Raw genomic sequence first — 12,317 nt, forward strand, 5'->3', positions numbered from 1 at the left:
CAGCCGTCAGAAGTGGCTGTAGCTGCCGCTGCCAAGGTCGAGCGGATGGCCGCCCGCATCCGTCACGTCGAGGCCGGAGCCCGCCCGCGTCTCGCCGATCAGCGCCACGGGCACACCGGCCTGCGCCGCATCGAGGGTGAAAGCCGGAATGGCCGCATGGGGCACGCAGGCGAGGATCTCGTAATCGTCGCCGCCCGACAGGGCGACCGCAAGCAGACTTGGATCGGCCTTCACTGCAGCTACGGCCGCAGCCGAGAGGGGCACGCGCCGCGCCTCCACCTTCCCGCCGCAGCCGGAGGCGGCGAGCATCTTGGCGAGGTCGCCGGCGAGCCCGTCCGACACGTCCATGGCGGAAGCCGCATGCCGGCGCAGGACGCGGGCGAGGGCAAGCCGCGGCTGGGGGTTCAGATAGCGATCCAGCAGATGCGCGCGCTGCTCGCCGGACAGCCCGGCGAAGGCCGGCGCGTCGCCGTCCTGCCGCAGCCGGAGGCCGAGGGCGGCATCGCCGATGGTCCCGGACACGAAGATGGCCATGCCCGCCTGCGCCCCGGTGCGCGGCACGAATTCGCCCTTGGGCACCGCGCCCAGCGCCGTGATGGTGATGGTCACCGGGCCGGGCGTGGAGACCGTGTCACCGCCGAGAATGGGACAGGAGAAGGCCTCCGCATCGGCCCCGAGGCCGGCGGCGAAGGCTTCCATCCACGCATCGGACGTGCCCTTGGGCAAAGCGATGGCCATCAAGGCGCCAATAGGCGCCGCACCCTTGGCGGCGAGGTCTGAGAGGTTCACCCGCAGCGCCTTGCGGGCGATGGCGGCGGGCGGATCGTCGGGGAAGAAGTGCACCCCGGCCACCACTGCATCCTTGGTCAGGACCAGGTCACAGCCTTCGGGCGGCGACAGGAGCGCGGCGTCGTCCAGAAGGCCGAGCGCGCCCTGCGACCCGGCGATGGGGCGGAAGTAGCGGGCGATGAAGCGATCCTCGCCCGAGCCGCCGCCCTCCATCTCAGGCGCCCCTGAATTCGTCGGGCCGCAGCTCGTGCGCCAGCGCATCGAGCACGGCATTCACCATGCCGGTCTCGTCGCGGTCGAGGAAGGCGCCGGCCACGTTCACATATTCGGTGATGACCACGCGGGCGGGCGGGTCCTTCGCCATCAGCTCGAAGGCGCCGGCGCGCAGCACGGCGCGCAGCACCGCCTCCACCCGCTTCAGCGGCCAGCCCTTGGAGAGGGTGCCGTCCACCAGCGGATCGATCTGCCTCTGGGCGTTCAACACGCCTTCCACCACGGAGCGGAACAGCCGGCGGTCGGCTTCGGGAAACTCGATGCCTTCCACTTCCTGCCCGAGCCAATGGCTCTCGAACTCGGCGAGCACATCGTTGAGGGGCGTGGCGGCCATATCCATCTGGTAGAGCGCCTGCACCGCGCCGAGGCGGGCCGCGCTCTTCTTCATGGGCTTCTGCGGCGCGGTCTTCTCGGCCTGGCTCTTGGCTTGGTCGCTCATGACGGTCACGCTTCCAGCCGGCGTTTCAGCCTGAGCAGGCTGAGCGCGGCCTCGGCGGCACCGCCGCCCTTGTTGCCCTCGGAAACGCGGGCGCGCTCCCAGGCCTGCGCCTCGGTATCCACGGTGAGGATGCCGTTGCCCACCGGCAAAGCGTGGGCCATGCCCAGTTCCATAATCCCGCGCGCGGATTCGCCGGCCACGATGTCGAAATGGAATGTCTCGCCGCGGATGACGACGCCAAGGCCGACCACCGCATCCACCGGCTCGCCACCCTCTTCGGACGCGGCGATGGCGATCTCGGCGGCGACGGGAATCTCCAGCGCGCCGGGCACGGTGATGACCTCGAACGCGACGCCGGCGGCCTCCAGCACGGCGCGGGCGCCGGCGAGCAGTTCGTCGGCCAGTGCCTCGTAATAGCGGCCTTCGACGATGACGACACGCGCGCCCTCAAGCGCGGAGTCGGCTTCGACGGCGGTTTCCCTGCGCGTCGTGACCATGGGCATTCTCCGAAATCTGGACGGCGCACCGCGCCGGAATTGGGCCGAAGGCCTAGCTGGCCCGGGGGAACTCCGCAAGCCGGGCGGCATAGCGGGCCATCAGGTCGGCCTCGAAATTCACCGTATCGCCCGCCTTCACGCCGCCCCAGGTGGTGACGGCCAACGTGTGGGGAATGAGCAGGCAGGAGAAGGTGTTGCCGTTCACCTCGTTGACCGTCAGCGAGGTGCCGTCGAGCGCCACGGAGCCCTTGGCCGCGACGAAGCGCGCCAGCTTCTCCGGCACCTCGAACACGAAGCGCGTTGTGGTGCCGAGATCCTCCCGCGACACCACTTTCGCCGTGCAGTCCACATGGCCGGAAACCATGTGCCCGCCCAGCTCGTCACCCATCTTGAGCGAGCGCTCCAGATTGATGCGCCGGCCCTCGTCCCAGCCCGCCACGGTGGTGATGGCCAGGGTCTCGGGCGCGGCATCCACGGTGAAGAGGGTGGCGCGGGGGCCGCCGGGCGTCACCGAGGTGACGGTGAGGCACACGCCCGCATGGGCGATGGAGGCGCCGATGTCGATGCCGGCCGCATCGAAGTCGGTGGCGACAGTGAGGGTCTTCACCTCGCCCTTGCGCTCGACCTTCACGAGGTCACCCATGTCGGTCACGATGCCGGTGAACATCTCAGCGTCTCCACAAGCGGACGAGGTGGTCGGCGCCGAGTTCAGCGCGCTCCACCTCGGCAAATCCCACCGGCTGGGTCAGCCGGATGAGCGGACGGCCGGCCAAAGCGGGGTAAGCGTCCGGCCCCAGAATGACGGGGCTCCGGAACACCGCCACCTCGTCCACCACCCCTGCATCCAGGAAGCGGGCGGCGGTGGTCGGCCCGCCCTCCACCATCAGGCGGGTGAGGCCGAGCAGGCCCAGCAGCTTGACCACGGCCGGAATATTGATGTGCCCGTCCGCCCCGCGCGGCGCACGCAGCACTTCGACGCCCCGCTCGTTGAGGGCCGCCGCCCGGTGGGCGGGGGCGTCCTCGGCGGCGATCACCCACAGGGGCACATCGCAGGCGGTGCGCACCAGCGCCGCGGTGAGCGGAATGTCCAGCTCGGCATCCAGCACAAGCCGCACCGGCGAGCGGTTTTCATAGCCCTCCAGCCGGCAGGTCAGCATGGGGTCGTCGGCGAGCACGGTGCCGAGGCCAACGAGGATCGCGTCCGTATGGGCGCGCATGAGATGCGCCCGCGCCCGTGCCTCCGCACCTGTGACGACGGCCGGATTCGGCCCGGCATGGGCGGCCTTGCCATCGGCGGAGACCGCCATCTTCACCAGCACATGGGGCCGGCCTTCGGTGACGCGGCGGATGTGGCCGGCATGGTCGAACAGCGCTTGCTCGGCCCCGACGCCCACGGTGACCCAGATGCCGGCGGCGCGCAGGCGGGCGACGCCCCTGCCCTTCACCCGGTGGTCGGGATCCTCGATGGCGGCGACCACGCGGGCGACACCGGCATTGATGACGGCATCGGCGCAGGGCGGCGTGCGGCCGTGGTGGGAACACGGCTCCAGCGTGACATAGAGCGTCGATCCGCGTGCCAGCTCACCCGCGGCGGCGAGCGCCTGCGGCTCGGCATGGGGGCGGCCGGTGGCGGCGGTGGCGGCGCTGGAGACGACGCGCGGCACGCCGTCCATATGCTGCACCACCACGGCGCCAACAGAGGGATTGGGCCAGGTGCGGCCGAGGCCGGTCTGGCCGACCTTCAGCGCCTCCGCCATGAACAGCTCGTCCTCGCGCGGCGAAAGGACGGGCGCGGATGGCACCGGACGGCCGCTCATTCCCCGCTCCGCGGGGTCGTCGGGCGGGTGCGCGGCTTTTCCACCGCCGGCTCGGCATCGGCCAAACGCGGCTCACCCAAACGGGGCTCGCCTTCGTGGGAGAGTTCGGCGAGGGCGTTCTCGAAGTCCTTGGCCTCGCGGAAGTTGCGATAGACCGAGGCGAAGCGGACATAGGCCACGTCGTCGATCTGCTTCAGCCCCTCCATGACCATCTCGCCGATGGTCTCGGAGGTGATGTCGCCCTCGCCGACGCTTTCCAGCTGGCGCACGATGCCGTTGATCATGCGCTCGACGCGCTCGTTCTCCACCGGCCGCTTGCGCAGGGCGACGCTAACGGACTTCTCCAGCTTCTCCCGCTCGAACGGCACGCGCCGGCCGGAGCGCTTGAGCACCATCAGCTCGCGCAGCTGCACCCGCTCGAACGTGGTGAAGCGGCCGCCGCAATCCGGGCAGATGCGGCGGCGCCGGATGGCGGTGTTGTCCTCCGTCGGCCGGGAATCGCGCACCTGCGTCTCAAGGCCGCCGCAATAGGGGCACCGCATCCTTCACGCCTTCCCCGTCGATCGAACCTCAGGGATAGATGGGGAAGCGGGCGAGCAGCGTCGAGACCTTCTCGCGCACGGCAGCCTCCACCAGGCTGTCCTCGTCCGAGCCCTTCTGGGAGAGCACGTCGAGCACCTCGGCGATGAGGTTGCCCACCTGCTGGAACTCCGCCACCCCGAAGCCGCGGGTGGTGCCCGCCGGCGTGCCGAGGCGCACGCCCGAGGTCACGAACGGCTTCTCGGGATCGAACGGGATGCCGTTCTTGTTGCAGGTGATGTGGGCGCGGCCGAGGGCAGCCTCGGAGACCTTGCCGGTGAGGCGCTTGGGGCGCAGGTCCACCAGCATGAGGTGGGTGTCGGTGCCGCCGGAGACGATGGCGAAGCCGTGGCCCTTCAGGGTTTCGGCGAGTGCCTTGGCATTCTCCACCACGTTCTTCGCATAGAGCTTGAACTCGGGCCGCAGCGCCTCGCCGAACGCCACCGCCTTGGCGGCGATGACGTGCATCAGCGGGCCGCCCTGGATGCCAGGGAAGATGGCCGAATTGACCTTCTTGGCGATGTCCTCGTCATTGGTGAGGATCATGCCGCCGCGCGGGCCGCGCAGGGTCTTGTGGGTGGTGGTGGTCACCACATGGGCGTGCGGAAAGGGGCTCGGATGGGCGCCACCGGCGACCAACCCTGCAAAATGCGCCATGTCCACCATCAGCAGCGCGCCGACGGAATCGGCGATGGCGCGCATCTTCGCGAAGTCGATGATGCGCGGATAGGCGGAGCCGCCGGCCACGATGAGCTTCGGCTTGTGCTGGTCGGCGAGCTGGGCCACCGCCTCATAGTCGATGCGCTGGTCGTCCTCGCGCACGGTGTAGGGTACCGGCTTGAACCACTTGCCGGACATGTTCACCGGCGAGCCGTGGGTCAGATGCCCACCGGCCGCGAGGTTGAGGCCGAGGAAGGTGTCGCCGGGCTGGAGCAGCGCGAAGAACACGCCCTGGTTCGCCTGGCTGCCCGAATTGGGCTGCACGTTGGCGAAGCCGCAGCCGAACAGCTTCTTGGCGCGCTCGATGGCGAGATTCTCGGCCACGTCCACGAACTGGCAGCCGCCGTAGTAGCGCTTGCCCGGATAGCCCTCGGCATACTTGTTGGTGAGCACGGAGCCCTGCGCTTCGAGCACGGCGCGCGAGACGATGTTCTCGGAGGCGATCAGCTCGATCTCGTCCCGCTGGCGACCCAGCTCCGCTTGCACCGCGCCGGCGATCTCGGGATCGGTCTCGGCGAGAGAGGCGGTGAAGAAGCGGTTCATTTCCTCCGTGACGGAGGAGCGGTTCGCGTCCTGCGAGGCCATGGCAGGTCTCCGGTGATGGCGTGGAGGCTCCGGGCAAGGGCGGCTGGCGCCCGGCCGGAGCGGACCCTGCGCTTATCACAGGGCGAAGGTGAAGTCCAAAGCCGGCTGGTGCGGCGTGTGGGCTCGGTCCCCCGGAAAAGGCCAGGGATGGCGGCGCGCGGAAGCGGGCTGAGCCGGGACGAAGGAGGCCTACTGGGGTGCCGCGCTCCTCGTCCCCCTCCCCTGCGTCATGGCCGGTCTTGTCTCGGCCATGACGCAGGGCCGCGCTTTCTCTCAGTTGCGGAAGTTGATGGCCACGCCGAAGCTCATGCCCTTGCCGTCGGGCGGCGCGGGGAAGGGCGAGGCGCGGCGAGCCATGGCCACCGCCTCCTGGTCCAGCACCGAATTGCCCGAGGAACTCGCCAGCGACACACCGGTGACGGCGCCCGACCCCGAGATGGAGATGTTGATTCCCGGCCGCCCCACGTTCGAGCCCTGCGGGCGCTTGAAGCGGTTGAGGTGGGCGAAGGCGCGCGATTTCCAGTCCGCCAGCGCGGCCGAGCGTGCGGCCGCGGCGCCCGGCGAGGGCGCGGCCGTGGTCTGGGCGGTCGGCGCATCCGAGCGCGGCGCGGCGGCGGTGGTGGGAGCGGACGGCCGGCGGGTGGGCTTTGCCTCCTTCTTCGGCTTCTCCGGCTCCTTCGGACGTGGCTTCGCCTCCTCCACCTTCTTCGGCTCGGGCTTGGGAAGCACCACCTCGGCCTCGGCCGGCGCCGGCGGGGTTTCCGGCATCTTCTCGACCATCTCGTTCACCTGGGGAACCGGCGGGGGCTCCGCCTCTTCCTCGGGCTCATCCTTGGCGTCAGGCACCGGCTCCGGCGCCTGCACCATCTGCGGGCCGGGCGCGACCTCCTCCTGGGACTGCTGGCTCACCGCCATGGGCGCCAGCTCGATCATGATGGCGGCGGGCGGCGACTGCTCGCCCGGCGCTTCCTTGTTCCAGTTCAGCGCCACATAGACCGCGGCGGCATGGAGCCCGACCACCAGCAACACGCCCGCGGCAAGCCGCAGGATCATGTTGCGCAGATGGTAGCGGTCGAAGTCGTGCCAGTGGTGGTGATGGTGAATCGCGCTCACCGGGGCGCTCCGGGTGCTCCGGCAGGCGCAGGCGCGACGGCAGGAAGCGCGGCGGGGGCTGCGGGGGCCGGCTCACCGCCTTCCAGGCCGACGAGGGCGACCTTGAGATAGCCGGCGGTGCGCAGGAGGTTCATCACCTCCATCACGTCGCCATAGGGCACCGTCTTGTCGGCGCGCACGAACACGCGCTGCTGGCGATCGGCGTTGGTGCGGCCGTCCAGCATCGCGCCGAGGCCGGTGCGGGAGACGGGATCATCGCCCAGCGCCAGCGTGAGGTCCTTCTTGACGGAAAGGAACAGCGGCTTGTCCGGGCGCGGCTGCGGCTGGGCGTTGGAGGCCGGCAGGTCCACCTTCACGTCCACCGTGGCGAGGGGCGCCGCCACCATGAAGATGATGAGCAGCACCAGCATCACGTCGATGAACGGCGTGACATTGATCTCGTGGTTCTCGGCGAGGTCGTCCCCGCCATGATCGAGCTTGGCGGCCATCCCGGGTCACTCCGCAGCGCGCAGGCGCGGGGTCTCCACCTCGGCCGCGGCGCGGTCGAGGTCGCGGGAGAGATGGCGCATCACCTCGGCGGACGTGTCGGCGAGGTTGGCCTTGTAGGCGGCGATGGCGCGGGCAAACACGTTGTAGATCACCACTGCCGGAATGGCGGCCACGAGGCCGATGGCGGTGGCCAGCAGCGCTTCGGCGATGCCGGGCGCGACCACCGCGAGGTTGGTGGTCTGGGCTTTAGAAATGCCGATGAACGCATTCATGATGCCCCACACCGTGCCGAACAGGCCCACGAAGGGCGCCGTGGCGCCGATGGTCGCGAGCACGCCGGTGCCCGCTGTCATGCGCCGGCCGGCTTTGGCCTCGATGCGCGAGAGGGCGACAGCGACCCGCTCCTTGATGCCGTCCACCGGCAGGCCGGCGGAAGCGTGCCACTCGGCGAGCGCGGCGCGCACGGTGGCGGTGGCTGGGCTGTTCGCCTTGGGCATCTCGGCCGCGGCATCGGAGAGGGTGACGGCGCTGCGCAGCGCCTTCAGCGTGCGGGAGACCGCGCGGCGGGCGAACAGCAGTTCGAGGGATTTCGCGAACCACACGCTCCAGGTGAGGACGGAGGCGAAGGCGAGGCCCAGCATCACCGCCTTCACCACCAGGTCGGCGGCCATGAACATGCCCCAGGGGGACAGGTCATGGGGCAGGCGCGCGTCGGCCACGCTCTCGGACGCCGGCACAGAAGGGACGGCCTCGACCGGCGTCGGCGCCGCGGGGGCGGGCGCGGGTTCGGCAGGAACGGAAGCGGAGGGAGCGGCAGCGGAAGGGGCGGTCGTGGCAGGAGCGCCCGTGGAGGGAGCCGCAACGGGGGTGGGAGCCGCTACGGCAGCCGGCGCCGCGTGCTGGTGCGTCTCGGCGGGAGCGGCCGGCTGCGCCCAAACGGCGGCGGGCCCGGAGGTCACGGCCAGGAAAAGCCCGAGGGAAAGGATCGCAGCGCCCTTCGGCGCCAGGAAAGAACCACGGAAAACAGCACGCCCGGGAGACGTGCGCGAGATCGAGCGAACAGGCATCGCGCATCACCAATAGTCAAAACGGACAGGCTGGCGATCCCTCCAACCGGGAATTGCTGGCTGACGCCCTTATACCCCCATTCATCGCCGACGCTAACCCGTGCCGGCCAACAATGTGGCCAAAGCTCTGTTACATAGAGCGATTTCAATCTGCGCAGGGGAATTCTGCGTAACGCCGGGGAATGCATGTCAGCAGCGTCAAAACGAAAACGGCCGGGCAAAATGCCCGGCCGCTCCCGTTCAAGGACCGCCCGAAAACTCGGGCGGCGTCAGAGGCTTGTGTTGCCTCAGAAGTCCATGCCGCCGCCCCAGCAAACCGGCTTGCCGGTTTGCGACCCCCGCGAAGAGGCCGGGCGGCGTCAGAGGCTTGTGTTGCCTCAGAAGTCCATGCCGCCGCCCGGCATGGCCGGGGCGGCCGGGCCGGCCTTCTTCGGCAGCTCGGCGATGAGGGCTTCGGTGGTGATGAGCAGGCCGGACACGGAGGCCGCGTCCTGCAAAGCGGTGCGCACGACCTTGGTGGGGTCGATGATGCCCGCCTTCACCATGTCCACATATTCGCCGGTCTGGGCGTTGTAGCCGAAGGTGTAATCGTCGGACTCGAGGATCTTGCCCACCACGACGGAGCCGTCGTCGCCGGCATTCTGCACGATCTGGCGCGCCGGGGCCTGGATGGCGCGGCGGACGATCTCGATACCGGTCTTCTGGTCGGCGTTGTCGACCTTCAGGCCGTCGAGCACCTTGATGGAGCGCAGCAGGGCGACGCCGCCGCCGGGGACGATGCCTTCTTCCACCGCGGCGCGGGTGGCGTGCAGGGCGTCGTCAACGCGATCCTTCTTCTCCTTGACCTCGACCTCGGTGGAGCCGCCGACGCGCACCACGGCAACACCGCCGGCGAGCTTGGCGAGGCGCTCCTGGGCCTTCTCGCGGTCATAGTCGGAGGTGGTGGTCTCGATCTGCGCGCGGATCTGGGCGATGCGCGCCTCGATGTCGGCCTTCTCGCCGGCGCCGTCGACGATCGTGGTGTTCTCCTTCTCGATCACCACCTTCTTGGCGCGGCCGAGCATGGAGAGGTTCACGCTGTCGAGCTTGATGCCGACTTCCTCGGAGATCACGGTGCCGCCGGTCAGGATCGCGATGTCCTGCAGCATCGCCTTGCGGCGATCGCCGAAGCCGGGGGCCTTGACCGCAGCCACCTTTAGGCCGCCGCGCAGCTTGTTCACCACGAGGGTGGCGAGGGCCTCGCCTTCCACGTCCTCGGCGATGATCAGCAGCGGACGGGCCGACTGCACCACCGCCTCGAGCACGGGCAGCAGCTCCTGCAGGCCGGCGAGCTTCTTCTCGTTGATGAGGATGTAGGGCTCCTCGAATTCAACGCGCATCTTCTCCGCATTGGTGATGAAGTACGGAGAGAGATAGCCGCGGTCGAACTGCATGCCTTCCACGACATCCAGCTCGGTCTCGGCGGTCTTGGCTTCCTCGACGGTGATGACACCCTCGTTGCCGACCTTCTTCATCGCCTCGGCGAGGAACTTGCCGACCTCGGCGTCGCCGTTGGCGGAGATGGTGCCGACCTGGGCGATCTCGTCGTTGGAGGTCACCTTGCGCGAGTTGGCGGCGAGGTCCTTCACGATGGCGTCCACGGCGACGTCGATGCCGCGCTTCAGGTCCATCGGGTTCATGCCGGCGGCAACCGCCTTGGCGCCTTCCTTCACGATGGCCTGGGCCAGAACGGTGGCGGTGGTGGTGCCGTCGCCGGCGAGGTCGTTGGTCTTGGAGGCGACCTCACGCACGAGCTGGGCGCCGAGATTCTCGAACTTGTCCTCGAGCTCGATCTCCTTGGCCACCGACACACCGTCCTTGGTGATGCGGGGGGCGCCGAAGCTCTTCTCGATGACCACGTTGCGACCCTTGGGGCCGAGCGTGACCTTCACGGCGTTGGCGAGGATGTCGACGCCGCGCAGAACCTTGTCGCGCGCGTCAACGGAGAATTTCACGTCCTTGGCAGCCATGTGGCGTGCTCCTTCAGATTGGGACGATTGAATGGGATGGCGAATGCCGCGGGACAGGGCGCCTCGGGCTGCCTCGGTCCTGCGACTGAAAAACAGGCCGCTTAAGTTCAGGCCGCCTTTTTGGCGCCGGCCGCGTTCTCGATGACGCCGAGGATGTCGCTCTCCTTCATGATGAGGAGATCCTGGCCGTCGATCTTCACTTCGGTGCCGGACCACTTGCCGAACAGCACGATGTCGCCGGCCTTGACGTCGAGCGCCACCAGTTCGCCCTTCTCGTTACGGGCGCCGGGACCGACCGCGACGACTTCGCCCTGCTGCGGCTTTTCCTTGGCGGTGTCGGGGATGATGATGCCGCCGGCCGACTTCTGCTCGGCCTCGATGCGCTTGACGACCACGCGGTCGTGCAGGGGACGGAAACCCATAGGGAAACCTCCGGTTCGATGTTGTCCATCGGGGTTGCCTGTTTTGAAGGCGCCGGGAACCCCTCCACCCGGCCCGACCGCGATCTAAGGGCGGCAAATTGGAGCCGCAAGGGGTCGGCCCAAAAAATTTAGCACTCGATGGAACGGAGTGCTAGCAGCCCGCATTCCGCGGGATTTGCGCTGGAGCCGCCCGCCCCGCGGCTCCGGCGTCCCGGGCCACCGGGCAGTTGGTGCCATTGTCAGCAATCGGCGGGAATGGCTGCTAGAGCATTGTTTTTGCAGACGGAAACCAATCTTTAGCCTTGGCGCCGGCAAAGTGTGTAGCCGACAATGAAGTGTCCGGTCCCGTCTTCCCCAGCCCTGTTGGCGGCGGGGCCGTGGATTGGAGGTGTGACCCATGGCTGCCAAGGTGTCGCGTGACTTCGTCCTGCAGATGGAAGGCTACGGCCTCGCCACGGCCGAGATCCTCTATCGCATGCCCGACCATCCCGGCCTGCTCCAGACCTTCCTCTGGCAGGAGTACGATCTGTGCCCGCGCTTTCCGGAGCTGAACAAGTTTCTGGAATTCTGGCAACGCGAGATCGAGGGGCGGCTCCATTCCGTGCGTGTCGCCCATTCCGGCCTCATCAAGCCCGCCGAGCTGCGGTCCGTGGACGGAATGTTCCTTTTGAACTGATGTGGATCAGTCTCGGAACGTCAGGGGCTTTCCGTATCAGTCAACGGTCTTTATGGTTCCGAAGGGGCGGTGAGGACATGCACGTCCCCGCGGGGGTGGGGCGTGCATGTCCGCTCTATTGCGTGAGTGGCGCGATCGGACCAGCGCAAACGTGACCTAGCGGAATTTTTGCGCGCCAGTGCCCTCCCGCTGCCGTTTTCCCGTTGTAGCTCAAGCGTCCACGTCATGAGGGCGCCTTGGACCACCGCACTCCACGCACTTCCGAGTTGCTGGCCGCCGTGCTCGCGGCGCAGGAAGAGGATCAGATCGCCATCGGCGATCTCGTCAATGCCCTGCGAAACCGCGCTTTCGGCATTCTCTTCCTCATCTTCGGCATCCCCAACTGCATTCCCATGCCGCCGGGCATCCCGGTGGTCTGCGGCATCATCCTCGGCCTCATCGGCCTGCAGATGATGCTGGGCCGGCAGGAATTGTGGCTGCCGGCGTGGATCGCCCGCCGCACCTTCTCCCGCGCCATGCTGGAATCGATCGTCACCCGCTCGCGGCCGTGGATCGAGCGGTTCGAGCGCGTCTCCCGCCCCCGCTTCGAGAAGTTCGCCGGCCCCACGGCACGGCGGGTGGTGGGCGCGACGGTGGTGTTGCTGGGCTTCATCCTGCTGCTGCCCATCCCCTTCCTCGGCAATCTGCCGCCGGGATTTGCCGTGTGCATCTTCGGCCTTGGCCTGGTGGAGCGGGACGGTCTCGTCATCCTCGCGGGCTTCGCCGCGACGATCCTCGGCCTGATGGTGACAGCGCTGATGAGTTGGGCCATCTACCAGGGCGCCGTCGCCATCTTCTGAGCT

General features: G+C 68.6%; 14 protein-coding genes. 2 read left to right on the forward strand and 12 right to left on the reverse strand.

Annotation, left to right across the window (positions count from 1 at the left end; all coding sequences use genetic code 11):
* Positions 1-6: 6 nt before the first annotated feature.
* From thiL to groES, 12 genes are all read right to left on the reverse strand, one after another.
* Entirely contained in the window at positions 7-1,002 is a 996-nt protein-coding gene (thiL, locus tag FHT36_RS02325) for a thiamine-phosphate kinase (protein WP_169120779.1), read from the reverse strand.
* A 1-nt stretch (position 1,003) separates the two neighbouring features.
* On the reverse strand, positions 1,004-1,501 hold the full coding sequence (gene nusB / locus FHT36_RS02330) for a transcription antitermination factor NusB (RefSeq protein WP_169120781.1): 498 nt from the start codon (positions 1,499-1,501) through the stop codon (positions 1,004-1,006).
* 5 nt (positions 1,502-1,506) lie between these two features.
* Positions 1,507-1,998, reverse strand: coding sequence for a 6,7-dimethyl-8-ribityllumazine synthase (gene ribH, locus FHT36_RS02335; protein WP_169120783.1), 492 nt, complete (start codon positions 1,996-1,998; stop codon positions 1,507-1,509).
* A gap of 52 nt (positions 1,999-2,050) precedes the next feature.
* Positions 2,051-2,665 carry a riboflavin synthase gene (locus tag FHT36_RS02340; RefSeq protein ID WP_169120785.1) on the reverse strand — a complete coding sequence of 205 codons (615 nt, stop codon included), beginning with the start codon at positions 2,663-2,665 and terminating at the stop codon, positions 2,051-2,053.
* A gap of 1 nt (position 2,666) precedes the next feature.
* Positions 2,667-3,815 (reverse strand): bifunctional diaminohydroxyphosphoribosylaminopyrimidine deaminase/5-amino-6-(5-phosphoribosylamino)uracil reductase RibD, encoded by a 1,149-nt coding sequence (ribD, locus tag FHT36_RS02345; RefSeq protein WP_169120787.1) that lies wholly within the window; start codon positions 3,813-3,815, stop codon positions 2,667-2,669.
* Positions 3,812-4,357, reverse strand: coding sequence for a transcriptional regulator NrdR (gene nrdR / locus FHT36_RS02350; RefSeq protein WP_169120789.1), 546 nt, complete (start codon positions 4,355-4,357; stop codon positions 3,812-3,814). Before nrdR ends, ribD begins: the two co-directional genes overlap by 4 nt.
* 28 nt (positions 4,358-4,385) lie before the next feature.
* Positions 4,386-5,699, reverse strand: coding sequence for a serine hydroxymethyltransferase (glyA, locus tag FHT36_RS02355; RefSeq protein ID WP_281408733.1), 1,314 nt, complete (start codon positions 5,697-5,699; stop codon positions 4,386-4,388).
* Between the two features lie 273 nt (positions 5,700-5,972).
* Positions 5,973-6,812 carry a TonB family protein gene (locus FHT36_RS24790; protein ID WP_169120791.1) on the reverse strand — a complete coding sequence of 280 codons (840 nt, stop codon included), beginning with the start codon at positions 6,810-6,812 and terminating at the stop codon, positions 5,973-5,975.
* Positions 6,809-7,300, reverse strand: coding sequence for a TonB system transport protein ExbD (gene exbD / locus FHT36_RS02365; RefSeq protein WP_169120793.1), 492 nt, complete (start codon positions 7,298-7,300; stop codon positions 6,809-6,811). The genes FHT36_RS24790 and exbD overlap by 4 nt, the downstream gene beginning before the upstream one ends.
* A 6-nt stretch (positions 7,301-7,306) precedes the next feature.
* Positions 7,307-8,020, reverse strand: coding sequence for a tonB-system energizer ExbB (exbB, locus tag FHT36_RS02370; protein ID WP_407077054.1), 714 nt, complete (start codon positions 8,018-8,020; stop codon positions 7,307-7,309).
* A 725-nt stretch (positions 8,021-8,745) separates the two neighbouring features.
* Positions 8,746-10,377 carry a chaperonin GroEL gene (gene groL, locus FHT36_RS02375; RefSeq protein ID WP_169120797.1) on the reverse strand — a complete coding sequence of 544 codons (1,632 nt, stop codon included), beginning with the start codon at positions 10,375-10,377 and terminating at the stop codon, positions 8,746-8,748.
* A gap of 107 nt (positions 10,378-10,484) precedes the next feature.
* Positions 10,485-10,799 carry a co-chaperone GroES gene (groES, locus tag FHT36_RS02380; protein WP_024279254.1) on the reverse strand — a complete coding sequence of 105 codons (315 nt, stop codon included), beginning with the start codon at positions 10,797-10,799 and terminating at the stop codon, positions 10,485-10,487.
* Between the two features lie 397 nt (positions 10,800-11,196).
* On the opposite strand from groES, the gene FHT36_RS02385 reads away from it, so the two are divergent.
* Positions 11,197-11,475, forward strand: coding sequence for an usg protein (locus FHT36_RS02385; RefSeq protein WP_169120799.1), 279 nt, complete (start codon positions 11,197-11,199; stop codon positions 11,473-11,475).
* A gap of 236 nt (positions 11,476-11,711) precedes the next feature.
* Complete coding sequence (locus FHT36_RS02390) at positions 11,712-12,314, forward strand: exopolysaccharide biosynthesis protein (RefSeq protein WP_210257534.1); 603 nt, start codon at positions 11,712-11,714, stop codon at positions 12,312-12,314.
* Positions 12,315-12,317 lie beyond the last annotated feature (3 nt).

The sequence above is a fragment of the Xanthobacter sp. SG618 genome (assembly GCF_012932745.1).
GTDB classification, from domain to species: domain Bacteria; phylum Pseudomonadota; class Alphaproteobacteria; order Rhizobiales; family Xanthobacteraceae; genus Xanthobacter; species Xanthobacter flavus.

Bases quoted from the DNA above. Each gene is read 5' to 3' on its own strand.
- exbD (WP_169120793.1), bottom strand. From the start codon at position 7,300: ATGGCCGCCAAGCTCGATCATGGCGGGGACGACCTCGCCGAGAACCAC.
- thiL (WP_169120779.1), bottom strand. From the start codon at position 1,002: ATGGAGGGCGGCGGCTCGGGCGAGGATCGCTTCATCGCCCGCTACTTC.
- nusB (WP_169120781.1), bottom strand. From the start codon at position 1,501: ATGAGCGACCAAGCCAAGAGCCAGGCCGAGAAGACCGCGCCGCAGAAG.
- groL (WP_169120797.1), bottom strand. From the start codon at position 10,377: ATGGCTGCCAAGGACGTGAAATTCTCCGTTGACGCGCGCGACAAGGTT.
- FHT36_RS02340 (WP_169120785.1), bottom strand. From the start codon at position 2,665: ATGTTCACCGGCATCGTGACCGACATGGGTGACCTCGTGAAGGTCGAG.
- FHT36_RS02385 (WP_169120799.1), top strand. From the start codon at position 11,197: ATGGCTGCCAAGGTGTCGCGTGACTTCGTCCTGCAGATGGAAGGCTAC.
- ribH (WP_169120783.1), bottom strand. From the start codon at position 1,998: ATGGTCACGACGCGCAGGGAAACCGCCGTCGAAGCCGACTCCGCGCTT.
- glyA (WP_281408733.1), bottom strand. From the start codon at position 5,699: ATGGCCTCGCAGGACGCGAACCGCTCCTCCGTCACGGAGGAAATGAAC.
- nrdR (WP_169120789.1), bottom strand. From the start codon at position 4,357: ATGCGGTGCCCCTATTGCGGCGGCCTTGAGACGCAGGTGCGCGATTCC.
- groES (WP_024279254.1), bottom strand. From the start codon at position 10,799: ATGGGTTTCCGTCCCCTGCACGACCGCGTGGTCGTCAAGCGCATCGAG.
- ribD (WP_169120787.1), bottom strand. From the start codon at position 3,815: ATGAGCGGCCGTCCGGTGCCATCCGCGCCCGTCCTTTCGCCGCGCGAG.